The 22,214-nt window shown below is 68.2% G+C and carries 24 protein-coding genes and 1 tRNA gene; 13 read left to right on the forward strand and 12 right to left on the reverse strand.

What is annotated here, in order from left to right:
- The first annotated feature begins 185 nt into the window (after window positions 1-185).
- Entirely contained in the window at window positions 186-509 is a 324-nt protein-coding gene (locus FVP77_RS11635) for a hypothetical protein (RefSeq protein ID WP_147894776.1), read from the forward strand.
- An 87-nt stretch (window positions 510-596) separates the two neighbouring features.
- Here FVP77_RS11635 and FVP77_RS11640 read toward each other — a convergent pair whose 3' ends face one another.
- Entirely contained in the window at window positions 597-1,577 is a 981-nt protein-coding gene (locus FVP77_RS11640; protein WP_147894777.1) for an aldo/keto reductase, read from the reverse strand.
- 84 nt (window positions 1,578-1,661) lie between these two features.
- The gene (locus tag FVP77_RS11645) at window positions 1,662-2,501 is read right to left on the reverse strand and encodes an SDR family NAD(P)-dependent oxidoreductase (RefSeq protein WP_147894778.1); all 840 of its coding nucleotides are present in this window, start codon (window positions 2,499-2,501) and stop codon (window positions 1,662-1,664) included.
- A 151-nt stretch (window positions 2,502-2,652) separates the two neighbouring features.
- On the opposite strand from FVP77_RS11645, the gene FVP77_RS11650 reads away from it, so the two are divergent.
- Window positions 2,653-3,531, forward strand: coding sequence for a helix-turn-helix transcriptional regulator (locus FVP77_RS11650; protein ID WP_147894779.1), 879 nt, complete (start codon window positions 2,653-2,655; stop codon window positions 3,529-3,531).
- A gap of 172 nt (window positions 3,532-3,703) precedes the next feature.
- Here FVP77_RS11650 and FVP77_RS11655 read toward each other — a convergent pair.
- Window positions 3,704-3,787 (reverse strand) — tRNA-Leu (locus tag FVP77_RS11655).
- A 253-nt stretch (window positions 3,788-4,040) separates the two neighbouring features.
- On the opposite strand from FVP77_RS11655, the gene FVP77_RS11660 reads away from it, so the two are divergent.
- Genes FVP77_RS11660 through pknB form a run of 7 tightly spaced genes read left to right on the forward strand, consistent with a single transcriptional unit; the run spans window position 4,041 to window position 12,958 of the window.
- The gene (locus FVP77_RS11660; protein WP_147894780.1) at window positions 4,041-4,778 is read left to right on the forward strand and encodes an FHA domain-containing protein; all 738 of its coding nucleotides are present in this window, start codon (window positions 4,041-4,043) and stop codon (window positions 4,776-4,778) included.
- Window positions 4,778-5,320 carry an FHA domain-containing protein FhaB/FipA gene (locus FVP77_RS11665; protein WP_147894781.1) on the forward strand — a complete coding sequence of 181 codons (543 nt, stop codon included), beginning with the start codon at window positions 4,778-4,780 and terminating at the stop codon, window positions 5,318-5,320. Before FVP77_RS11660 ends, FVP77_RS11665 begins: the two co-directional genes overlap by 1 nt.
- 17 nt (window positions 5,321-5,337) lie before the next feature.
- Window positions 5,338-6,576 carry a PP2C family protein-serine/threonine phosphatase gene (locus FVP77_RS11670; protein WP_147894782.1) on the forward strand — a complete coding sequence of 413 codons (1,239 nt, stop codon included), beginning with the start codon at window positions 5,338-5,340 and terminating at the stop codon, window positions 6,574-6,576.
- Window positions 6,576-7,973, forward strand: coding sequence for an FtsW/RodA/SpoVE family cell cycle protein (locus FVP77_RS11675; RefSeq protein ID WP_147895645.1), 1,398 nt, complete (start codon window positions 6,576-6,578; stop codon window positions 7,971-7,973). The genes FVP77_RS11670 and FVP77_RS11675 overlap by 1 nt, the downstream gene beginning before the upstream one ends.
- 52 nt (window positions 7,974-8,025) lie before the next feature.
- Window positions 8,026-9,483 (forward strand): peptidoglycan D,D-transpeptidase FtsI family protein, encoded by a 1,458-nt coding sequence (locus FVP77_RS11680; RefSeq protein WP_147894783.1) that lies wholly within the window; start codon window positions 8,026-8,028, stop codon window positions 9,481-9,483.
- The gene (locus FVP77_RS11685) at window positions 9,480-11,222 is read left to right on the forward strand and encodes a serine/threonine protein kinase (RefSeq protein ID WP_147894784.1); all 1,743 of its coding nucleotides are present in this window, start codon (window positions 9,480-9,482) and stop codon (window positions 11,220-11,222) included. The genes FVP77_RS11680 and FVP77_RS11685 overlap by 4 nt, the downstream gene beginning before the upstream one ends.
- On the forward strand, window positions 11,219-12,958 hold the full coding sequence (gene pknB / locus FVP77_RS11690; RefSeq protein WP_147894785.1) for a Stk1 family PASTA domain-containing Ser/Thr kinase: 1,740 nt from the start codon (window positions 11,219-11,221) through the stop codon (window positions 12,956-12,958). The genes FVP77_RS11685 and pknB overlap by 4 nt, the downstream gene beginning before the upstream one ends.
- Here the strand turns inward: pknB and FVP77_RS11695 are convergent.
- From FVP77_RS11695 to FVP77_RS11700, 3 genes are read right to left on the reverse strand one after another with little or no spacing between them, the layout of a single operon-like run.
- Complete coding sequence (locus FVP77_RS11695; protein WP_147894786.1) at window positions 12,942-13,604, reverse strand: anthranilate synthase component II; 663 nt, start codon at window positions 13,602-13,604, stop codon at window positions 12,942-12,944. The two genes, pknB and FVP77_RS11695, sit on opposite strands and share 17 nt — an antisense overlap.
- Window positions 13,601-13,756, reverse strand: coding sequence for a hypothetical protein (locus FVP77_RS16850; RefSeq protein WP_187266918.1), 156 nt, complete (start codon window positions 13,754-13,756; stop codon window positions 13,601-13,603). The genes FVP77_RS11695 and FVP77_RS16850 overlap by 4 nt, the downstream gene beginning before the upstream one ends.
- A complete protein-coding gene (locus tag FVP77_RS11700; RefSeq protein ID WP_246134090.1) occupies window positions 13,756-14,556 on the reverse strand; it encodes a class E sortase in 801 nt (266 codons plus the stop codon). Before FVP77_RS11700 ends, FVP77_RS16850 begins: the two co-directional genes overlap by 1 nt.
- Window positions 14,557-14,609: 53 nt before the next feature.
- On the opposite strand from FVP77_RS11700, the gene FVP77_RS11705 reads away from it, so the two are divergent.
- The gene (locus tag FVP77_RS11705) at window positions 14,610-14,849 is read left to right on the forward strand and encodes a cell division protein CrgA (RefSeq protein WP_121150989.1); all 240 of its coding nucleotides are present in this window, start codon (window positions 14,610-14,612) and stop codon (window positions 14,847-14,849) included.
- A 60-nt stretch (window positions 14,850-14,909) separates the two neighbouring features.
- Here FVP77_RS11705 and FVP77_RS11710 read toward each other — a convergent pair whose 3' ends face one another.
- Window positions 14,910-15,833 carry a rhomboid family intramembrane serine protease gene (locus FVP77_RS11710; protein WP_147894787.1) on the reverse strand — a complete coding sequence of 308 codons (924 nt, stop codon included), beginning with the start codon at window positions 15,831-15,833 and terminating at the stop codon, window positions 14,910-14,912.
- Between the two features lie 10 nt (window positions 15,834-15,843).
- A complete protein-coding gene (locus FVP77_RS11715) occupies window positions 15,844-16,401 on the reverse strand; it encodes a peptidylprolyl isomerase (RefSeq protein WP_147894788.1) in 558 nt (185 codons plus the stop codon).
- 101 nt (window positions 16,402-16,502) lie between these two features.
- Here FVP77_RS11715 and FVP77_RS11720 point away from each other — a divergent pair, with 101 nt between their 5' ends.
- Both FVP77_RS11720 and FVP77_RS11725 read left to right on the forward strand, forming a co-directional pair.
- A complete protein-coding gene (locus tag FVP77_RS11720; protein ID WP_147894789.1) occupies window positions 16,503-17,084 on the forward strand; it encodes a DNA helicase in 582 nt (193 codons plus the stop codon).
- On the forward strand, window positions 17,081-17,563 hold the full coding sequence (locus FVP77_RS11725) for an aminoacyl-tRNA deacylase (RefSeq protein ID WP_246134091.1): 483 nt from the start codon (window positions 17,081-17,083) through the stop codon (window positions 17,561-17,563). The genes FVP77_RS11720 and FVP77_RS11725 overlap by 4 nt, the downstream gene beginning before the upstream one ends.
- Here the strand turns inward: FVP77_RS11725 and FVP77_RS11730 are convergent.
- Entirely contained in the window at window positions 17,560-17,982 is a 423-nt protein-coding gene (locus tag FVP77_RS11730; protein ID WP_147894790.1) for an NUDIX hydrolase, read from the reverse strand. The genes FVP77_RS11725 and FVP77_RS11730 overlap by 4 nt on opposite strands.
- A gap of 39 nt (window positions 17,983-18,021) precedes the next feature.
- Between FVP77_RS11730 and FVP77_RS11735 the strand changes: the two genes are divergently transcribed.
- Window positions 18,022-18,618, forward strand: coding sequence for a TetR family transcriptional regulator (locus FVP77_RS11735; protein ID WP_246134149.1), 597 nt, complete (start codon window positions 18,022-18,024; stop codon window positions 18,616-18,618).
- 2 nt (window positions 18,619-18,620) lie between these two features.
- Here FVP77_RS11735 and FVP77_RS11740 read toward each other — a convergent pair whose 3' ends face one another.
- Genes FVP77_RS11740 through FVP77_RS11750 form a run of 3 tightly spaced genes read right to left on the reverse strand, consistent with a single transcriptional unit; the run spans window position 18,621 to window position 22,052 of the window.
- Window positions 18,621-19,946: an NtaA/DmoA family FMN-dependent monooxygenase gene (locus FVP77_RS11740; protein WP_187266919.1), complete on the reverse strand. Its 1,326-nt coding sequence runs from the start codon at window positions 19,944-19,946 to the stop codon at window positions 18,621-18,623.
- Window positions 19,943-20,953: an adenosine deaminase gene (gene add / locus FVP77_RS11745; RefSeq protein ID WP_147894793.1), complete on the reverse strand. Its 1,011-nt coding sequence runs from the start codon at window positions 20,951-20,953 to the stop codon at window positions 19,943-19,945. Before add ends, FVP77_RS11740 begins: the two co-directional genes overlap by 4 nt.
- A 28-nt stretch (window positions 20,954-20,981) precedes the next feature.
- Window positions 20,982-22,052: an ABC transporter substrate-binding protein gene (locus tag FVP77_RS11750; protein WP_147894794.1), complete on the reverse strand. Its 1,071-nt coding sequence runs from the start codon at window positions 22,050-22,052 to the stop codon at window positions 20,982-20,984.
- Between the last annotated feature and the right edge of the window lie 162 nt (window positions 22,053-22,214).

Consider the following 22,214-nt stretch of genomic DNA (forward strand, 5'->3'; position numbering starts at 1 on the left):
ATCTGTCCCCCATTCGGGGGACATGCGCGCAGCATCCACTCTGACCTAACGTGCGTGGTGGACGGAGTCGTGACTGCGGACCTCGGCCCGTTTATCGAGCTCGGACCTCCAGCCCGAGGTCCGAGCTCGTCAACGTCCGTGGTGGGTTCACGTGGGGTGGCGCACCAGGGCCCTCGAGGAGAAGCATGGCCGACCTGACCGTTATCGACGACTCTCTCGTCGTGCGGATCGAAGGCGCCGAGCGGATCCTCTCTCAGGAGCGGGAGCTCAGAATCCCGCTCGCGCACATCGTGGGAGTTGTGCGTGACCCGGACCCCTTCTTTCGGGTAGAAGGGGTCCGGGCATCCCCCGGCACTCATCTCGACGACGACGAGAGATCGTTCTGGGCGGTCGACGACCACGCCAAGGCGATCGTCGTCATCCTGCGCGACAACGAGTTCGAGAAGCTCGTGGTCGACGTCGACGACCCCGACGCCGCAGTTCGCCTCATCGCGAGCAGCCTGGACTGACGGAGCGCGCGGCCGCCATTCCATCTCGTGCGGCGTGTGAGGCGTGAGCAGACCCGTCGCTATCGCGACGCGGTCATGAGGGGTTACTCAACGGTCGATGGAGGCGAAATTGGCTTCGTCGTGGCGGTCGCCGGCCGCCGGCTCGAGGGCATTGAGACGGTCGATCTGTTGCGCGCTGAGTTCGATGGCGTCGGCGGAGGTGTTCTCCTCGACCCGTGCGACACGGCGGGTGCCGGGGATCGGGGCGATGTCGTTACCGCGGGTGAGTATCCATGCCAGCGCCGTCTGCGCGGGGGTCGCCCCGATCTCTGCGCCGATGGTTTTCACTGCTTCGACGATGCGGAGGTTGCGGTCGAAGTTCTCGGCGGTGAATCGGGGGTTGGTTCTCCGCCAGTCGCCGTCGGGGATGTCGGCAGCGGAGCGCAGCTGGCCAGTGAGGAGCCCGTGTCCTAGCGGCGAGTAGGGCACGAATCCGATGCCCAGTTCGCGAAGGAGCGGGAGGATCTCTGATTCGACGTCACGGGTCCATAGGGAGTATTCGGTCTGCAGCGCGGCGACCGGGTGAACGGCGTGGGCGCGGCGGATGGTCTGCGGGGATGCTTCGGAGAGACCGAAGTGGCGGACCTTGCCTTCCTTGATGAGGTCCGCCACGGCGCCGGCGGTTTCCTCGATGGGAGTGTTCTTGTCGACGCGGTGTTGGTAGTAGAGGTCGATGTGGTCGGTTCCGAGGCGCCGGAGGGACCCTTCGACGGCGGTCTTCACGTTGGAGGCGCTGCTGTCGATGCTGCGGCCCTCACCGTTGCCGTGGGAGATGAGCCCGAACTTCGTGGCGAGGACAACCCGGTCGCGGCGTCCGGCGATAGCGCGTCCGACGACTTCCTCGCTGTGGAACGGGCCGTAGATCTCGGCGGTGTCGATGTGGGTGACCCCGAGGTCGAGGGCGCGGTGGATAGTCCGGATCGACTCGTCATCGTCGAGGCTGCCACCAGTGGTGTAGGTGCCGGCCATCGTCATCGCGCCGAGGCCGATGCGGGAGACGGTGAGATCGCCGAGGTGCGCGTTCTTCATAGTGCTGTCCTTCTTTCTGCGGTGCTGGCGGGCGAGAACATCCCGCCACCCCAGGAGGGTCAGGCGGCGGGACGATGGTGAGGGCTACTCGGCGAACCCGAGCGACGCCGACAGGTCGCGGTGTGCGTCGATCTGGCCCTGGATGGTGGCGAGGTTCTTTTCGACGTTCTCCATCACGTCGGCGCCGGCGAGGAACCGCAGGGGCAGGTCGCCGGCGTCTGAAAGGGTGACGAGCGCTTCGGCGAGCTTCTTGGGGTCGCCGCCCTGGAGGCCGTTCATGCTCTTCCACGCTTCGATGGTCTGGGCGGTGAGTTCGGCGTAGTCGTCGATGTCGAGTTCGGGCCAGATGGTGGAGGCGCCCTCGACCAGGAGTTCGGTGCGGAAGAATCCGGGCTCCACAGCCATGGTCTTGATGCCGAAGCGCTCTACGTCGTAGCGCAGCGATTCCATCCATCCCTCGAGGGCGAACTTCGATGCGGCGTAAGCGGCGACGAATTCCTGGCCCATCAGACCGGCGGCCGAGGTGACGGTGATGACCTGGCCGGAGCGCTGCTTACGCATGACGGGGAGGACGGCGCGGGTGACGTTGAGGGGGCCGAAGAAGTTGGTCTCCATCTGGGCGCGGACCTGGGCCGGGCTGGTGTTCTCGAAGTAACCGGCATAGAAGTTGCCGGCGTTGTTGACGAGAACGTCGATGCGTCCGAAGTGCTCGGCCGCGGCGGCGGCGGCGGTCTCTGCCGCGGTGGGGTCGGTGATGTCCAGGGCGACGGTGAGCAGGTTCTCGTGGGACCCGATGGCATTCTTCACGCGTGCCGCGTCGCGACCAGTGGCGACGACGCTGTGGCCGGCAGCGAGGGCGGATCGTGCGATGTCGATACCGAGGCCGCGGCCTGCTCCGGTGATGAACCAGACGTTGCTGCTCATGGTCTTGCCTTTCTCGAAGTTCGTCGCCGACCCGGTCCCGGGCGGCTGATGATTCGAGTCAACGTGCTCGCGCGATTTTTAGCGTGGCCCCGACTATGGGTGCACCGAGGGGGACCCCCTGAACGCGAGAAGTCGGCGTAATTTCGATGACATGGAGAGCCACGACGACCTGAGCGAGTTCCTCACCTCACGGCGAGCGAAGCTCACCCCCACCCAAGCCGGGCTCCCCGACTTCGGTGGGCGTCGACGCGTCCCGGGCCTGCGACGTGAGGAGGTCGCGCTCCTGGCAGGGATGAGTGCCGAGTACTACAAACGCCTCGAGCGGGGCAACGCGACCGGCGTCTCCGAAGCGGTCATCGACGGTGTCAGCCGGGCTCTCCAGCTCGACGGAGCCGAACATGCCCACCTCTCCGAGCTCGTCCGAACTGTGAGCGCCGGCGCTCACCCGCAGCGCCGGAAGTCTCCTCCGAAGACCCAGCTCACGGCGGGGATGCAGCAGACCATCGACGCGATGTCGACGGTGCCCGTGTTCGTGCAGAACGGTCGACTGGACTTCGTGGCCGCGAACCGACTGGGTCGGGCACTGTTCTCGGAGATGCTCGACACTCCTCGACCTCCCGCCAACGCCGCACGGTTCGTGTTCCTCGACCCGAAAGCCCGAACGTTCTACCAGGACTGGGAAGGCAACACCCGTCAGATCGTCGCGATACTTCGCGCCGAAGCCGGCCGATCCCCCTACGACCGAAACCTCAGCGACCTCGTCGGCGAGTTGTCCACTCGGAGCGATCTGTTCCGCCGATTGTGGGGAGCGCACGACGTCCGAGAGCATCGCACCGGCCTGAAAAGCATCCACCACCCTGTGGTCGGCGACCTCGATCTGACCTACCAAGGGATGGACCTCGCGTCCGACCGGGGACTGCAGATGCTGGTGTTCAGCGCCGAACCCGGATCGCCCTCCCAGGACCGGTTACAGCTGCTGGCCAACCTGGCCGAGACGGACGCAAGCCTCCCAGACCCGACGCATAGCTGAGTCACCCCCGCCTGAGGCAGCCCTCGGGAGCAGGCGCTCAGCCAATCGGCTAGATGTCCTCGCACGCCAACGGCCAGGGGTACAGAACGGGAACGACAAAGGCCCGAGGTCTGCAGAAACCTCGGGCCATTTTCGTCACTAGAACGTTCGAGTCTCCTCAGAACGTCGTCTGTGCGCGAGGGGGGACTTGAACCCCCACGCCCTTGCGGGCACTGGCACCTGAAGCCAGCGCGTCTACCTATTCCGCCACTCGCGCGAGGCGCAGCATCCGAGACACCGCGCACTCAACTTCCCGAGAATATCACGCGCCGGGCCCTGCCGAATCGAGGAGGTGCACGAGACCGAGGATGCTGCGTCACGAGCCCCGGCCCTGAACGACATCTCGCAGCGGTGCGGCGCTCGGCGACACCACTGAGCACCCTCCACACACGCAGAATGACGCGCGTCCACGGGGCATCCAGCCGCGGCAACTACGATGTAGCCACCATCTGCCTGCCTGAAGGAGTCTCGTGGGGCTACTCGACAGTTTCGAGAAGGGTCTCGAACGTGCCGTCAACGGTGCGTTCGCGAAGACCTTCCGCAGTGGCATCCAGCCCGTGGAGATCGCCTCTGCGCTGCGCAGCGAACTCGACAAGCAGGCCGCCGTCGTCAGCCGCGACCGCATCCTCGCTCCCAACACGTTCCTCGTGCGGCTCTCCGCCGCCGATGACGAGAAGATGCGCGCCCTCGGGCCGACCCTCGTCGAAGAGCTCGACGGCCTCGTGAAGAAGCACGCGCGCACGCAGGGCTATTCGTTCGCCGGGCCGGTGAGCATCACGATCGAGCGCGATGCGAGCCTGTCGACCGGAACGCTCCGCGTCGAGTCGCAGACCGCCAGCGTCGGCAACGTCTCGTGGCGCGCGGTCGTCGACATCGACGGCAAGAGGCACCCCCTGGTGGCGGCGCGCACGGTCATCGGCCGCGGGAGCGATGCCGACATCACCATCCCCGACGCGGGAACCAGCCGCAAGCACGTCGAGATCCTGTGGGACGGCGAGCGCGCCATGGTGCGCGACCTCGGGTCGACGAACGGAACGCAGCTGCAGGGCCGCAAGGTCTCCGAAGCGCCGCTCCCCCCTGACGCCACCGTCACCATCGGCCGCACGAACATCGTGTTCCGCATCGTCGCCGAGGCATCGACGCCGCCGCGACCGCCGGTTCCCGATGCGACGCGCGCCTTCGACACTCGACGAGGAGACTCGCGCTGATGGTCACCGACCTCACCTACCTCCTGCTGCAGATCGGGTTCCTCGTTCTGCTGTGGTTCTTCGTGTTCGCCGTCGTCTATTCGCTGCGCGCCGACCTCTTCGGCGTCAAGGTGCGCAAGATGCCCGAGCCGGCACCCGCTGCGGCTGCGCCGTCGGCACCGATCGCACCCGGCCGCCCGAGCGACAAGACCGAGATCGTCAACGCCGCGCCCCGCGCTTCGGCGGCACCCACCGGCAAGGCGACCACCGCGACCGTCTCGCGCATCGTGATCACCAGCGGCCCCAAGGCCGGCCTCGAGCTTCCGCTCGGCACCGAGCCTCTGACGATCGGACGATCGAGCGAATCGGGCCTCGTCATCCGCGACGACTACACCTCGAGCCACCACGCACGCCTCGTGCTGTGGGGCGAGCAGTGGATGCTGCAAGACCTCGACTCCACGAACGGCAGCTGGCACGCGGGCTCACGCGTCTCGTCGCCGGTGGCGATCGATGTCGGCGCGCCCATCAAGGTCGGCGCGACGACGTTCGAACTCCGGAAGTAAGCGGCGGACTCCTCACGATGGTCTTCCAGGGCTCGAGCGCGGCGATCTCGCACACCGGCAAGGTGCGGTCCAACAACCAGGACTCCGCATACGCCGGGTCGAACCTCTTCGTCGTCGCCGACGGCATGGGCGGCCACGCCGGCGGCGATGTCGCGTCGAGCCTCGCGATCGCGCGCCTCGCCGAGCTCGACCGGCCCTACACCTCCACCGCCGAGGCCGAGCGCGCGCTGCGCGACAGCATCGCCGACACTGCCGTCGCCCTGATCGACACGGTCGCGCAGCGACCGGAGCTCTCGGGCATGGGAACCACGGTGAGCGCCCTGATCATGGTCGACGACTACGCGGTCATCGGCCACATCGGCGACTCGCGCATCTACCTCTACCGCGACGACGCGCTCACCCAGATCACCGCCGACCACACGTTCGTGCAGCGACTCGTCGACTCGGGACGCATCACCCCCGAGGAAGCGCGATACCACCCGCGACGCTCGGTGCTCATGCGCGTGCTCGGCGACATGGACCCCGATCCCGAGGTCGACACGTTCATCATGCCGACGCAGCCGGGCGACCGCTGGCTGCTCTGCTCCGACGGCCTGTCGGGTGTCGTCGACGACTCCCACACCGCCAAGGCGATGGCCGGGGGGCTCGCGCCCGGGCGCACCGCCGACCTCCTCCTGCGGCAGGCGCTCGACGGCGGCGCCCCCGACAACGTCACGATCGTCCTGGTCGACGTCGGCGGACAGCATCCGGTGTTCATCGGAACCCCGACGATCGTCGGCTCCGCGTCGAACCCCAGCGGCATCGAGGTGCCGGCCGCCCGGGTCGGGCGCAGCGGATGGCTGCACCCCAACCGTCAGGCCGCGAACGAGCCCACCCACTTCGAGCCCGCCGCCGAGTTCCTCGAGGAGCTCATCGAAGAAGACCGCCGTCGCGCCCGCCTGCGACGCGTCGGCTGGTTCGTCGGGTTCGCGCTCGTCGTCGCGGCGATCGTGGTCGGTCTGGTGCTCGCCTACAACTGGACGCAGACGCGCTACTTCGTCGGCGCCGACGACGACACCGTCGTCGTCTACCGCGGCATCCAGCAGTCCATCGGCCCGATCACGCTCTCGACCCCGTACGAGGACACGCAGATCCCCCTGGCCGACCTGCCCGACTTCGACCGAGCGACCGTCGAGGGAACCATCTCGGCGCGCTCGCTGTCGGATGCGCAGCTGATCGTCGCGCGACTGCGCGAGACCTCGGGGGTGGGGGGATGATGACCACGGCCACCGACGGCAAGCCCACGACCGACACCACGGTCATGAAGGCGCTGCGGCGCCTGCGCGTGCCGCAGACGCAGCGCAACCGCGAACTCGGACTGCTCGTCTTCGCTCTTGTGATCGTCGCGGGCGCCGTCGCGCTCGTCGAGCTCGGCACCTCGGGCACCCTGAACCCCCAGATCTTCTACTACGCGGGCATCCCCGCGGCTCTGGCGATCTCTCTGCACATCGTGCTGCGGTTGCGCGCGCGCGCCGCCGACCCGTTCGTCCTTCCGATCGCGACGCTGCTCACCGGCCTCGGGATCGCCGAGATCTACCGTCTCGACATCGCGAACGACCGGCTCGGCTGGGACGCCTTCTCAGCCCGGCAGCTCGTCTGGGCGGCCATCGCCACCGCCGGGGCCCTCGCGATCGTGCTGCTGCTGCGCAACTATCGCGTGCTCTTCCGCTACACCTACGTCTTCGGCTTCGCCGGCATCGCGCTTCTGATGCTCCCCTTCATCCCCGGGCTCGGTCTCGCCGGCGCCAACGCCAGCGTGTGGATCTCGGTCGGCGGCCTCTTCCAGTTCCAGCCGGGCGAGCTCGGAAAGATCGCCCTCGCGATCTTCTTCGCCGGCTACCTCGTTCGAACGCGCGAGAGCCTGACCTCCGTCGGCACGCGCTTCCTCTGGATGACCTGGCCCCGCGCGCGCGAGCTCGGCCCCCTCCTGGTGATCTGGTTCATCTCGCTCGGCATCATCGTGCTGCAGCGCGACCTCGGCACGGGACTGCTGATCTTCGGCATGTTCGTCGCCATGCTCTACGTCGCCACGGGCAAGACGAGCTGGGTCGTGATCGGTGTGACCCTCGCCGTGGCAGGAGCCGTGCTCGCCTCCCAGGTGCTCACTTACGTGGGGTGGCGGTTCGCCAACTGGCTGAACGCGTTCGACACCGAGATCATCGACCGCGTCGGAGGAAGCTTCCAGCTCGTGCAGGGTATCTTCGGCCTCGCTCAGGGCGGTCTCATCGGCACCGGTCTGGGGCAGGGCCGCCCCTACCTCACCCCCGTCGCGGAGAGCGACTACATCTTCCCGAGCCTCGGCGAAGAGCTCGGCCTCGTCGGCGTCTTCGCGATCCTCGCGCTCTACATGGTGTTCGCCAGCCGCGGCATCCGCATCGGCGTCGCCGGTCAAGACGACTTCGGCAAGCTGCTCGCGGTGGGTCTGTCGTTCACGATCGCGCTGCAGGTGTTCATCATGGTCGGCGGCGTGACCCGGCTCATTCCGCTCACCGGCTTGACGACGCCCTTCCTCGCGGCCGGCGGATCCTCACTGATCGCGAACTGGCTGATCGTCGCGATCCTGCTCAGGATCTCGGATGCTGTGCGCAGCCGCCCCCGGGTGGTCATCGGATGAGCGTGCAACCCACCATGACCACGCACCGAACGACGAGGGGAGGCACGACCCGATGACGAAAGAGCTCCGCCGTCTGAGCATCGTGATGCTCCTCATGTTCATCGCGCTGTTCGCCTCCACGAGCGTGATCCAGGTGGTCCAGTCCGGATCCCTCGCCGAGAACCCCCAGAACACCCGCGCGCGATACGACTCCTACGAGGTGCAGCGAGGATCGATCATCGTCGACGGCACCGCGATCGCCTCGTCCGTTCCCGCCGACGACGTGTACCGCTGGCAGCGCCTCTACGTGGACGCCGACATGTGGGCACCGGTCACCGGCTACCTGAACCCCGTGCTCGACTCGCGCACGGGTCTCGAGCAGACCGAGAACAGGGCCCTCAGCGGCACCGCCCCCGAGCAGTTCCTGCAGCGGATCGACCAGATCGTCACCGGGCAGGCGGCCCGCGGATCGAACATCGTGCTCTCGCTCGACGGCGAGGTGCAGCGCGCGGCCTATGACGCTCTGGGTGATCTCCAGGGCGCCGTCGTCGCGATCGAACCGAGCACCGGACGCATCCTCGCGATGGTCACCAGCCCGAGCTTCGACACGAACGCACTGGCATCCCACGACGTCGCCGCCGTGAACGCGGCCGACGCATCGCTGCAGGCAGACCCCAGCAATCCGCTGTTCAACCGCGCGATCGGCGGCAACCTGAACCCGCCCGGTTCGACGTTCAAGCTTGTCGTCGCCTCGGCCGCCCTCGCCAGCGGCGAATGGACGCCCCAGTCGACGCTGCCCAACGTGTCGAGCTACACCCTCCCGGGCACGTCGACCTCGATCAGCAACGCCGGCAGCGGCGCGTGCGGCGGCGGCGACACCGTCACGATCGCCGATGCTCTCCGCCTGAGCTGCAACATCCCGTTCGCGGAGCTCGCCGTCGAGCTCGGTCAGGACGCCATCCGCACCGAGGCCGAGAAGTACGGATTCAACTCGGCGTTCGAGATCCCGCTCACCTCGACGGCATCGGCGTACCCGCGCCTCGAGAACGACGCCCGCACCGCGCTCTCCGGCTACGGCCAGGGGGATGTGCGCGCCACCCCGCTGCAGATGGCGATGGTCTCGGCGGGCATCGCGAACGGCGGGCTGGTGATGAACCCCCGCATGATCGACTCGGTCATCGCGCCCGATCTGTCGGTGCAGGAAACGGCCACCGACAGCGAGTACGGCCGTGCTCTGGACGAGGCTCTCGCGGATGAGATGGTGGCCATGATGGTCGCCAATGTCAGTGACGGCGCGGCGTCCGGTGCAAGAATAGACGGGGTCGAGGTCGGCGGAAAAACCGGCACCGCGGAGAACGGCGACAACTCGCCGTACACGCTGTGGTTCACCGGATTCGCCCCCGCAGACGACCCCCAGGTCGCGGTAGCGGTAGTCGTCGAAGACGGCGGCGGTAAGGGACAGTCGGGCAGCGGGAACACCCTCGCAGCACCGATTGCGAAGAAGGTCATGGAGGCGGTGCTGGGAAGATGAGACCAACACAGGGTGCGACCTTCGGAGGACGCTACGAACTGGACTCGCGGATCGCTATCGGCGGGATGGGCGAGGTCTGGGAAGCCACCGACCACGTCATCGGCCGTACGGTCGCGATCAAGATCCTCAAAGACGAGTACATGGGCGACCCGGGATTCCTCGAGCGCTTCCGCGCCGAGGCCCGTCACGCCGCACTCGTCAACCACGAGGGCATCGCGAGCGTCTTCGACTACGGCGAGGAGGACGGCAGCGCCTTCCTGGTGATGGAACTGGTGCCGGGCGAAGCCCTGTCCACCATCATCGAGCGCGAGGGCTCCCTCTCCACCGACAAGACCCTCGACATCGTCGCGCAGACGGCGTCGGCACTCCAGGCCGCCCACGCGGCGGGTCTCGTCCACCGCGACATCAAGCCGGGCAACCTCCTCATCACCCCCGACGGTCGCGTGAAGATCACCGACTTCGGCATCGCCCGCATCGCCGACCAGGTGCCGCTGACGGCGACCGGCCAGGTCATGGGCACCGTGCAGTACCTCTCGCCCGAGCAGGCCTCGGGTCACGCGGCGTCGCCCGCGACCGACATCTACTCGCTCGGCATCGTGGCGTACGAGGCCCTCGCCGGCAAGCGCCCGTTCACGGGTGAGTCGCAGGTCGCGATCGCGATGGCGCAGATCAACGAGACGCCGGCACCGCTTCCGCCGACCGTCGCCGTGCCGGTGCAGAACCTCGTCATGGCGATGATCGCGAAGAAGCCGGAGGAGCGCCCGGCATCCGCCGCAGCGGTCGCCCGCGCAGCATCCGCCCTGCGTCGCGGTGATCTCACCGCGGCCACCGCCGCCGTTCCCGCCATCGCGGGGGCCGCCGGCGCGGACGAGCTCACGCAGCTGCTCACCCCGGGGTCCGATACCTCCGCGGCGACGCGTCTGATGGCGGCGCCCGCGGTCGTCGACGTGGCTGACGACACGTTGACCGACGAGCCGAAGAAGAAGCGCAGCCCGTGGACGTGGCCGCTGGTCGCGCTCATCGTGCTGCTCGTGCTCGTCATCGGCGGCACGATCTTCGCGATGGTCGTCAACAACGACCCCGCGCCCGATCCGTCCAATTCTTCCGCGACCCCGCCTCGTTCGCCGAGTCCGAGTCAGTCCAGTTCGTCGCCGACCCCGTCCCCCTCCGAGACGCGGGTCGACGTGAGCTCCCTGGGCCTCGTCGGACAGACGTGCGACGCGGCGCGAGGAATCCTCGAAGATGCCGGCCTCGTCGCCAACTGCCAGCCGGGCAACGCCGCGACCAGCGAAGACCAGGTCGGCGTCGTCTACTCGGTGAACCCGACCGGCGGCGTCGCCGAGGGCGCGACGATCACGGTCACCACCTACGCCGAGCAGACCCCCATGCCGACCCCGGGCAACCCCACGCTGCCGGCGTCGGTGACCCCGTCGAGCACGGCGACCGCGAACTGGACCGGCTACAGCTGCCCGGCCGGCACGCCGACCGTCAGCGCCTACACGCTCACCGCGATCAACGGTGTGTTCGCGACCAACGGACAGTCGACCGCCGTCTTCGGTCCGAACGACCGGAACGCGCAGATCGAGGTCGCCAACGCGCCCGGTGAGACGCTCACGGTCAGCTACACGGTCACCTGCACGGGAAGCAACACGGAGCGCACCTCGGGATCGTCGGCGGAGGCCAACGCGCCGATCGCCGCGGCCAACACTCCGAGCCCGACCACGAGCTCCACTCCGTGACCTCGGAACCGCGCGTCCTCTCGGGGCGCTATCGCGTCGACGACCTCATCGGTCGCGGCGGGATGGCGACGGTCTATCGCGGATACGACCTGACCCTCGGACGCGCGGTCGCGATCAAGATCCTCAAGCGCGAGCTCGCCGAGAACGCGGCGTTCCGCACGCGGTTCCGCCTCGAGGCCCAGGCGGCCTCGCGCATGGCGCACCCGACGATCGTGCGCGTCTTCGATGCGGGCGAGGCCACCGAGGTCGGCGCCGACGGTCAGGCGCGACCCGTGCCGTACATCGTGATGGAGCTCGTCCACGGCTCGCTGCTGAAAGACGTCATCGATGAGGGGCCGGTGTCGACCGCAGACGCCCTCCGCTACGTCGACGGCATCCTCGAGGCGCTCGAGTACTCGCACCGCGCCGGCGTCGTGCATCGAGACATCAAGCCCGGCAACGTCATGATCACCGACGCCTCCGAAGAGCACAGCGCCGGGTCCACCACCGAAGCCGGCCGGGGCGAGGTCAAGGTCATGGACTTCGGCATCGCCCGCGCCGTGTCCGACTCGTCGTCGACCGTCGCCGAGACGACCGCGATCATCGGCACGGCCGCCTACTTCTCCCCCGAGCAGGCGAAGGGTGAGCCGGTCGACGCCCGCGCCGACCTCTACTCGGCGGGCGTCGTGCTGTACGAGCTGCTCACCGGGCGCCCGCCCTTCCGTGGCGACACCCCGGTGGCCGTCGCCTACCAGCACGTCAGCGAGACCCCGGTGCCACCGTCCGAGCTGAACGAGTCGGTGCCCCGCGGTCTCGACGCCGTGGTGCTCCGGGCACTGGCGAAGGACCCCTTCCAGCGATACCCGGATGCGGCGGCCTTCCGCGAGGCGCTCGACGCCGCGGTCGGCGGCAAGGCCCCCACGAAACGACAGCTCGGCGCACTGACGAGCGAGCTGTACGGACCGAACCCGCGACAGGCCGCGGAGACGGCCAGGTCGCTCCGGCAGCTCAGCACCGACACCACGATGCGTCGCACCCAGGCCGGTCCTCCGGTCGCGTGGGTGTGGGCGGGTGTCGCGCTGCTCGCGGTGCTCCTCGTCTCGGTGCTCTTCTGGGTGCTCTCCATCCGGCCGGCCGACGAGGTTCCGAGCAACGCCCGTGTCGTGCCCGACATCGCCGACATGGCGTACGACCGAGCCGAAGACGTGCTCGCCGAGAACGATCTGCGCGCGTCCCGCGTGAACGAACCGAGCGACTCCGTGACGGAGGGCAACGTCATCCGCACCGACCCCGGGTCGGGGGAGTCCGTCAGCCCGCAGCAGTTGATCACGGTCTACGTCTCACAGGGCGAAGCCACCTCGACCGTCCCGACTCTCGAGGGAATCTCCGAAGACGCGGCGCGCGGCGCTCTCGCCGAGGCCGGACTCACGATCGGCACGATCACGCAGCGCAATGACCCCGGAGCGGCGGCGGGCACGGTGCTCGAGGCCGACCAGGTCGCCGGCGCGAAGGTCGGAGTCGGCAGCACGGTCAACCTCGTCGTAGCCAGCGGCCGCGTGGTGATCGTCGACTACACGGGCTACACGGTCGACGCGGCGACCCGTCTGCTCGAGAGCGCCGACATCGGTCTGACGGTCCTGACCGAGCAGGACCCCGGTTGCCCGACGACGAACCCGCCGACCGTGCGCACGCAGTCGCTCGCTCCGGGCGAGGTGCCGGTGCGTTCGGAGATCGTGCTGATCAGCTGCTCCGGCTGACTTCCCGCTGAGCGGAGTCGGAACGACGCGGTCGCAGCATCCGCCCTCGCTCCGCGGCCCCCGGGCTGCCGGCTGCTTCCAGCCAGTTGCCGAGCAGGCGGTGTCCGCCCTCGGTGAGGATGCTCTCGGGGTGGAACTGCACGCCCCACATCGGCAGGGTGCGGTGGGCGAGGGCCATCACGACACCCGACTCGGTGCGAGCGGTCACGACGATCTCGCTCGGGAGCGAGACCTCGTCGACGGCGAGGGAGTGATACCTCGTCGCGGTGAACGGGTCGGGGAGTCCGGCGAACAGGATGCTGTCGTCGTGCCGCACGTCGGAGGTCATCCCGTGCATGAGCTCGGGGGCGTGGACGACCCGTCCGCCGTAAGCGGCACCGATCGCCTGATGCCCGAGGCACACGCCGAGCAGCGGCAGGCGGCGTTCGGCGGCTTCCGCGACGACGGCGATCGACGCGCCGGCATCGGCAGGATCACCCGGCCCCGGAGAGACCAGCACCGCATCGTGGTGCGAGAGCTCCACCGCCGGATCGATCGCGTCGGCCTCGACCATCGTGACGATCGCACCCAGTTCGGCCAGGTAGTCGACGAGGGTGTGGACGAAACTGTCGTGGTTGTCGACGACGAGGACGCGCAGCGCGCTCACCCGAAGGTGGGATCCTGCGGATTGACGAACGAGCTCACCCACGGGAACGCGTAGAAGAAGAGCCCGTACAGCGCCGCAGCGATCAGGATCAGGAGGATGAACAACCGCACGAACCACGGCCCGGGCAGCACCCGCCACAATGCGCCGTACATCAGACCACCGCTTCCGTGAGTGAGGCGGGCGGTGTGCCGTCCGCCCTCGGGGTGAAGGATTCGAAGAGCCCGTATCCGACGATGCGCTCGGCGAGCGAGAACATCGGGCTGCAGCTGGTCAGCGTGATGTATCGCTCACCGGTCGGCACGTCGGGAGCCTGCGGCACGTCGAGCAGCACGTCGACCTCGGTGGGCTTCACGTACTGCAGGGTGCGAAAGCGGTAGGTGTACCACCCCGCCTGCGTCTCGATCACGATCGCGTCGCCGACGTGCAGCTCCGCGAGGCGGTTGAACGGCGCGCCGTACGTCGTACGGTGCGCGGCGACGGCGAAGTTGCCGACCTCGCCCGGCATGGCGGCATCCGTGTAGTGCCCGATGCGGTCGGTGTCGAGCGTGCGAGCACGGGTGGTTCCGCCGGCGATCTCGCGGGAGTAGTCCGCGCCGAAGCGGGGGATGTACATCACGGCGAATGTCTCGGCGTCGGCCGGCTGCGGCAGGATCGGCGGTTCGGCCGTGGCGGGCTCCGCCTCCGGCGCCGACGGATCGGCGATCGGGGGGGCCGGGTCGTACTCCTGCGCCCAGCTCTGAGAGAGCTCTTGGCTGGCCGCATTCGCCTGCGCGCCGGTGATCACGTCACCGATCCACATCTGCCACGCGACGTAGAGGAAGATGATCACCCCGGCGGTCATCAGCAGTTCGCCGATGACACCGATGACCGAGACCCGACGACGGCGCTTCGGAGGCGGCGTCGCGCGACGCTCGCGGCGCGTGGCCGGTGGGGCGTCTTCAAGGGTCTGCACGCAGGGATTCTCCCACACCGGGATGAATGGCACCGTGGAGTTAGACTGACGGCATGGCACGAACCACGAGTGGCGAAGACCCGATCGCCGAGCGCAGTGAGAGCGAAGCCGCACCGAATCCGGTGTGGTTCAAGCCCGTCATGATCGGGCTCATGCTCGTCGGGCTGGTCTGGGTTCTCTTCTTCTACCTGAGCAACATGCAGTACCCGATCCCAGGGATCGGCGCATGGAACCTCGTCATCGGCTTCGGAATCGCGTTCATCGGGTTCCTCATGACGACCCGCTGGCGCTGACACACCGAATTACACCGGTGTGATTCATCCCCAGGTGTGGATGAAACTGTGGATAACTTCTCAGCCGACCAATGACGGCACGGCGAGGAGACCGACGAGCACGACGCTGACGGCGACGAGCGCCCCGATCTGCAAGGGTCGCTGTTTGGCTGCTCGCGTTCTCGCGTAGACGAATCCGACCAGTGCTCCGACCACCAGGCCGCCGAGGTGCGCCTGCCAGGAGATGCCGACGGCGTTCAGTGCCGCGACGAAGGACCCCGAACCGATCGAGTTGATCAGGGCGAGCACGAACGGGAACGCGAAGTTGATGCCGATCAGCACCGCGATCACGCGGATGTCGGCCCCGATGTGGCGCCCGATGACGAGCAGCGCACCGAACAGCCCGAAGATGGCTCCCGAAGCGCCGACGACACTGGTCAGCGGCGCGAGCAGTGTCACGGCTACAGAGCCGCCCAGCGCACTGATCAGGTAGAGCGCGAGGAAACGCCCCTTACCCAGCAGCGGTTCCAGACTCCGGCCGAGGATCCAGAGCGTGAACATGTTGAGGGCCAGGTGCAGGAAGCTCGCGTGCGCGAGCGCCGCGGTGAGCACCCGCCACGGCTGGAAGGGGTATCCGGGCGAGACGAACCCGCTGTTGAACACCAGCATCGACTGGATCACCGGACCGTAGCCCGGGATGAGCGTCAGGATGTAGAACAGCGCGGTGATCGCGATGATCGCGAGGGTGACCACGGGGCGTCCGCTCGACACGGCGGCGAGGGCCTGCGGCCTCCGCGCCCAGCGACGCTCGGCCTTCCGCTGCACGGGAGTCCGCGCCTTCCGCTGCTCCGCCATGCACTCGGGGCAGATCACCCCGACAGCACCCTGCGTCTGGCATTCGGGGCAGATCGTGCGCATGCACCGCTGGCAGAGCACGAAGCTCTGCCGGTCGGGGTGCCGGTAGCAGAAGTTGTCGCGGTTGCGACGGAACTCGTCCGTAGTCACCGGTGTGCGATCAGACGGAGACGACGTCGATCGACGAGATCACGACGGGCTCGACCGGCCGGTCGCCGGCGCCGGTCGGCACCGCGGCGATCGCGTCGACGACGGCCTTCGAGGAGTCGTCGGCGACCTCGCCGAAGATGGTGTGCTTGCCCTGAAGCCACGGGGTCGGGTCGGTCGTGATGAAGAACTGCGAGCCGTTGGTTCCCTCGGCCTTGCCGGTGATGGCGTTCCGGCGCAGGCCGGCGTTGGCCATCGCGAGCTTGTAGGGAGCGGCGAAGTCGAGCTCGGGGCTGATCTCGTCGTCGAAGTTGTACCCCGGGCCGCCGATGCCCTGTCCGAGCGGGTCGCCGCCCTGGATCATGAAGTTGGGGATGATGCGGTGGAAGATCACATCGGAGTAGAGCGCGCCTTCGCCGGGCTTGCCGGTGGCCGGGTCGGTCCACGCCTGTGACCCGTCGGAGAGTCCCACGAAGTTCTGCACCGTGCGGGGTGCCTGGTCTCCGAAGAGGTTCACGACGATGTCGCCGTGGTTGGTGTGGATGGTCGCAACCGCGCTGTGGATAGGCATGGGTACATTCTCGCAGAGTTATAAGCAAGCCCCTCCGCCCGGAGAAGCCCGCTTCTGGCAGTATGGGTGCATACGTCCCATCTATCCGGGAGGGCATCATCGTGAGCCTCAGCCGTAAGCGCAAAAAGCAACTCCGCAAGCTTCAGGATCAGGCATCGAAGCTGTGGGAATCGCAGCAGGTCCTCGTCGGGGAGAGCGCGCACGTCGCGCGTGAAGCCGGACGCCAGTTGGGTTACTTCGGCCGCGAGCAGGTCGTACCCACCGTGCAGGACTCGTACCAGAAGTACGCCGCTCCCTATGTCGACCGCAGCGTCGACTACTCCAAGCACGTGCTGTCCGACAAGGTCGTGCCGGCCGCCGGCGCCGTCGTCGGATCCGCGCTGTCGGTGTGGGACGCCGCACACGACACCCGTGACCGCATCGCCAAGGGCCGCGGTCTCGAGCTCCCCGACGCGAAGAAGTACGCCAAGCGCGCCGACAAGTACGGCAAGAAGGCGACGCGGAAGCTCTCGAAGAAGCTCTCCGTTCAGCCCCGCCACGACGGCATCAGCGCCGGTGGCGTGATCGCCATCATCCTCGGCGTCGCCGCCGCCGTGGGCGTGGCCTATGCCGCGTGGCAGACGCTGCGCGCCGACGACGAGCTGTGGGTGGCCGACGACCCGCTGCGCGCCCCCGACGCGTGACGCCGGATCCCACGGAGCGCGTGCGCTCAGCCGCCGCCGAGCGAGGGCTCGACATCGAGGTGCGAGAGCGCCCCGCGGCTCACAGCCTCGTCGATGCCGCCGCGCTCCTGGGGATCCGTCCCGCTGACATCGTCAAGACCCTCGTCGTGAAACGGTCGGACGACACTTTCCTGTTCGCCCTCGTGCCCGGGGATCGCGCTATCTCCTGGCCGAAGCTGCGTGCGGTCGTCGGTGTCAACAAACTCCGCCTGCCGGAGCCGGAGATCGCCCTCGCGGCGACCGGTTACGAGCGCGGAACGATCGTTCCCATCGGCAGCTCCACCGATTGGCCGATCTTCGCCGATGAGCGCATCGTGGGCACCCGGATCGCCATGGGAGCCGGTGCCCACGGGTTCAGTCTGTTCGTCGACGCCGACGCTCTCATCGAGGCGTATGGCGCGACCGTCGCCGACATCTCCGGCGAACTTCCGGCGTCCTAGCGACCGGCCATCTTGAGCGCGATCTCGACGAGCTTGACCTTCTGCAGGTGACGCACGTCCGGTAGGGCGAACCATGCTGCGCGATCGGTGGAACCGTCGAGCTCGTTGCGCAGGCGCCCGCCCACGATGTGCGCGCGATACACGATCCGCAGCGTGTGCAGCGGACCGGGGGCATCGGCCGTCAGCCGGCTCGACGCCGGGATCACGCGCGAATGAATGCCCAGCAGGCCGTCGACCGAGACCCGGTAGCCGGTCTCTTCACGCACCTCGCGGCGCACGGCGTGCTCGGGGTCTTCGCCCGGTTCGAGCCCTCCGCCGGGGAGCGTCCACGCCGCGCGGCGACCCTCGTTCCAGTGTGCGAGCAGCATCCGATCGTCGGCGTCGACGACGACAGCGTATGCGGCGACCCTGGTATCCATCCGACCCAGACTACTCAGGCTCGTAAGCTGGCGAGTGTGATGGCTCCCCGAACGCCCGAAGCCGCCCGGCTCCTCGCGCTCGCGGCCGACTACATGCTGCGGCATGGAATCAGCGGTGTCTCCCTCTCGCGACTGGCGAAGGACATCGGGTCGAACAATCGGATGCTGCTGTACTACTTCGGCTCGAAGGACGAGCTCTTCACCGCCGCCATCCAGACGGCCTATCAACGGTTCCCGGGTCTGCACGGCCTGATGAGCGCCTTGCAAGACGGCGACGGCGGACTGGAGGAGCGCATCGCCTACGGCTGGCGCACCATCCGTGCGGAAGAGCACCGGGCCTATGTCGCGCTGTTGTTCGAGTCGTTCTCCATCGCCGTGCGCGAGCCCGCCGACAACAAGAAGCAGATCGCCGCGGTCGGGTCCGAATGGCCGGCCGGTCTCACCGCTCTCTTCGTCATGCACGGACGTGAGCCCGTTGCGGCCCGGCGCCAGGCCACCCAGCTGCTCGCCCTCTGGCGTGGGCTGCAGTTCATGCTCCTCGAGGGCACCGACGTCGCCGAACTCGACGATGCCCACGACCGTGCGGTCACCGCGATGTTCGGTGGCGGAGCACGCTCCGCGGTCTCAGGAGTCTGAGTTCACCGACGCATCCGCTCGCGCAGCGTTTCGCCATCGACACGGTCGGCCAGCCGTCCGCGCTCGCGCAGGATCGGAAGCACGAGCTCTCCGAATGCGGCGATGTCTCGGGTGCCGAAGACGGGCTCGATGAGGAAGCCGTCGAGCCCGGTCTCGGCCGCCAATGCCTCGATGCCGTCGGCTACCTTGTGCGGGTCGCCGACGATGCGGAAGCCCCGGGTTCCCTTCCCTTTCAGGTCGTCGATGATCTCCCGGACGGTCGGCGCGGGTGCGCCGTTCGAGCCGAGGAACCGCTCGATGTTGCTCGTACCCATCTGCCCCACCGGGCCGCCGGCCTCGAGCACCTGGTGAAGGGTGCGCTCGGGGTCGAGTGCCAGGAGGTCGATACCCGTATTGCCGGCGTAGAGGGTCGCGACGACGTCGTCGGTCTGCATGGCGTCGAACTCCGCGGCCAGGCGGTGCGCCTCCTGCGATGTCTCGGCGACCACGACGGTGAGTCCGGACATGATCCGCGGGTCTTCGCGACCCTGCTCCGCAGCGACCTCCCGGATGTGCGCCACGTTGCGGGCGGTGTGCGCGGGGACGGTGGCCTGCACGAAGACGCACTCGGCGTGGGTCGCCGCGAAAGCGCGCCCGGCCGGCGACGTCCCCGCCTGGAAGATGACGGGCGTCCGCTGCCGCGTCGGGGGCGCCCCGAAGTATCCGTCGCTGCGGTAGTGCTCCCCGTCGTAGGTCACCCGCGTGATCCCCGTGCGGTCCGCGTAGATCCCGCGCACCGGGTCGGCGACGAGAGCGTCATCCGACCACGACTCCTCCCAGTACTTCTTCGCGAGCTCGACGTACTCCGCCGCGATCGCGTAGCGCACGTCGTGCGGCACCATCTCGGTGTGCCCGAAGAGTTCGGCGACGGCGTTCTGCGAGGAGCCGGTCACGACGTTCCAGCCGAACCGTCCGTTCGAGATCGCATCGAGGGTGGAGAACCGCCGGGCCAGCTGCACGGGATGGTCGACCCCGGTGTTCGCCGTGATCACGAACCCAAGGCCGGTGGTCTCACGCATCAGGATCGGGACGAGCCCCGCGGGGTCGTAGCCCGAGAAGTTGATCCCGCGCTCGACTGCTCCGAGGGCGATGTCGTCACCGAGGATCGGATAACCGAAGCCGTCGGCGAAGAAGAGGAAGTCGTACCCGGTCCGATCCATGATCTGCGCGATGTCTACCCAGTGCTGGGAGTCGGCGAAGTCGATCGAGTCGCTGAGGGGGTGCGGCCAGCTGAGGGTTCCCCCCACCTGCGGTCCGTAGACCTCGAAGACTCCGAAATGCAGGCTCATCGTGCCACCTCCGTCGATCCGATCCATGCGTCTATGCCGTCCTTCGCCTTCTTCTTCACGTCGTCAGGTGCCAGCGTCGTCTCGATCGACGTCCAGGCGCACGCGGCGAGCTGTTCGTCGGTGAGCCCGACCTCACGACGCGCGATGTCGTAGTCCTCGAGGATGCCCGGTCCGAACAGCACGGGGTCGTCGGCGTTGATGGAACAGCGGACCCCGGCGGCGAGGAGGGAGGGGAGAGGATGCTGCGCGAGGTCGGAGACCACGTGCAGCAACAGGTTCGACGTCGGGCACACGTCGAGCGGGATGCCGCGCTCGGCCAGCACCGTGATCAACCGCGGGTCTTCGATGGAACGGACGCCGTGGAGGATGCGATCTGCGTGGAGCGCGTCGAGGGCCTCCCAGACGGACTCCGGACCGACGAGCTCACCCGCGTGCGGGGTGGATTGCAGGCCCGCGGCCTTCGCGATCGCGAACGGCTCGGCGAAGTCGCGCGCCGGGAAGCCGCGCTCCTCGTTCGCGAGGCCGAGCGAAACGACACCCGTGCCGGCGCGGGAGGCGGCCGCCCGCGCGACCTCGACGGCCAGGTCGTGGCCGAGTGTCCGGTCGACGGTGACCATCAGCCCGACGGCGACCCCGTGCCGTGCGCCTGCCTCGGCCGTCAGTTCCGCGTGTCGGTCGAGGGCGGTGCCGATCGACCCGAACAGGTCGACATACGCGTGGGGGCTGACGCCGAACTCCACGTAGACCGCGCCGTCGTCGGCAGCATCCGCCATCGCCTCGTCGACGAGCCGCGCCAAGCGGGTCTCGTCACCGATGACCGACGCGACGCCCCCGTACATCTCCACGAAGCCGGTGAAGTCGTCATAGCCGCGCGTCGGCGGCGTCGCGACTCCGACCTCCCGTGCGAAGTCGGCGAGGGTCTCTGGACGGATGGCGGCCTCGAGGTGCAGGTGCAGGTGCCCTTTCGGCAGCGCGCGCAGGTCTCGGGTCGGAGAGGGGACGTTCATGAGGCTCCCGGGGTAGACGACGATCGGATCAACCGGCGTAGGCGATGAGGTCGGGGTTCTCGGCGTAGACCTCGGCGAGCAGGGTCATGTCGAAGAGGTCACCGGCCTCGAGTGCGATGCCCGAGCGCGCGAGGCTGCCGATGGTCTCGGACTGCAGGGCATCGGAGATCGTGAGCAGGCCGTTCTCCTCGGTCTCATCCGAGACGACGAGCAGTTCGGCCTGAGCGACTGCACCGGCCATGGCCGTGTCGAGGTCGAGCCCGAGGTCGACGCCGTACTGCTCGACCGCGAGCCGCGCTCCCTCGGCGGGGTCGTTGACGGCGTCCGTCCATCCGCGGATCTCGGCGACGAGGAAGGCCTTCAACCGCTCACGGTCGTTCGTGATCGCATCATCGGTCGTCACGAAGCTCTCGGCGACGAACGGCAGCCCATTGTCGGCGAAGAGCAGGTCGGTCACCTCCACCCCCTGGGACTCGATGATCACCGACTGGTTCGTGACGAAGGCGACCATCCCGTCCACTTCGCCGTTCACGACCGGAGACGCGTCGTACTGCACGGGCACGATCTCGAGCTCGGACGCATCGATGTCATTCGCGGCGAGCAGCGCCTGGAACGACGAGGTGTTCGCGTCCTGCACGCCGATGCGCTTGCCGATCATGTCTTCGGGGGTGGCGATGTCGGCGCCGTCGGTGAGGGAGAGGATCGTCAGCGGGTTCCGCTGGAATGTGGTGCCGATGATCTTGAGAGGAGCACCCTCGCTGGCGATCGCCGCCCCGACCCCGACGGCGTCCCCGATCGAGACGTCTGCCGCCCCGCTGATGACCTCCGAGACGCCGCTCGACGGACCGGGCACCAGGTTGACGGTCGAGAAGCCCGCGTCGGCGAAGTAGCCGTTCGTGTCGGCGAAGTACTCGCCCGCGAACTCCTCGTTCAGGATCCAGCTCAGCTGAAGAGTGAGGTCGCCATGATCGACGGATGCTGCGGACCCGCCGGAGTCTGATCCCGAGGGCGCGGACGCACCGCTGCAGGCGGCGAGAGTCGCCGCCGCGGCGACGAGTGCGGCGACGGTGAAAAGACGGGTTGCGGTGCGGACGCTCATGCGGGGTTCTCCACTCGTTCTCAGCCCGGCGAAGCGGTCGAGGAGCAGAGACCGCCGGGTGACCGATTCGAAGTGAATCGATCAGTTCACACGGTAGGCGGCGGTTGTTTCGAGGGCATGACGCGACCTCGACGGCGGCGTAACGGTCTCGGCACGGAAACG

Source organism: Microbacterium hatanonis (assembly GCF_008017415.1).
Classification (GTDB): domain Bacteria; phylum Actinomycetota; class Actinomycetes; order Actinomycetales; family Microbacteriaceae; genus Microbacterium; species Microbacterium hatanonis.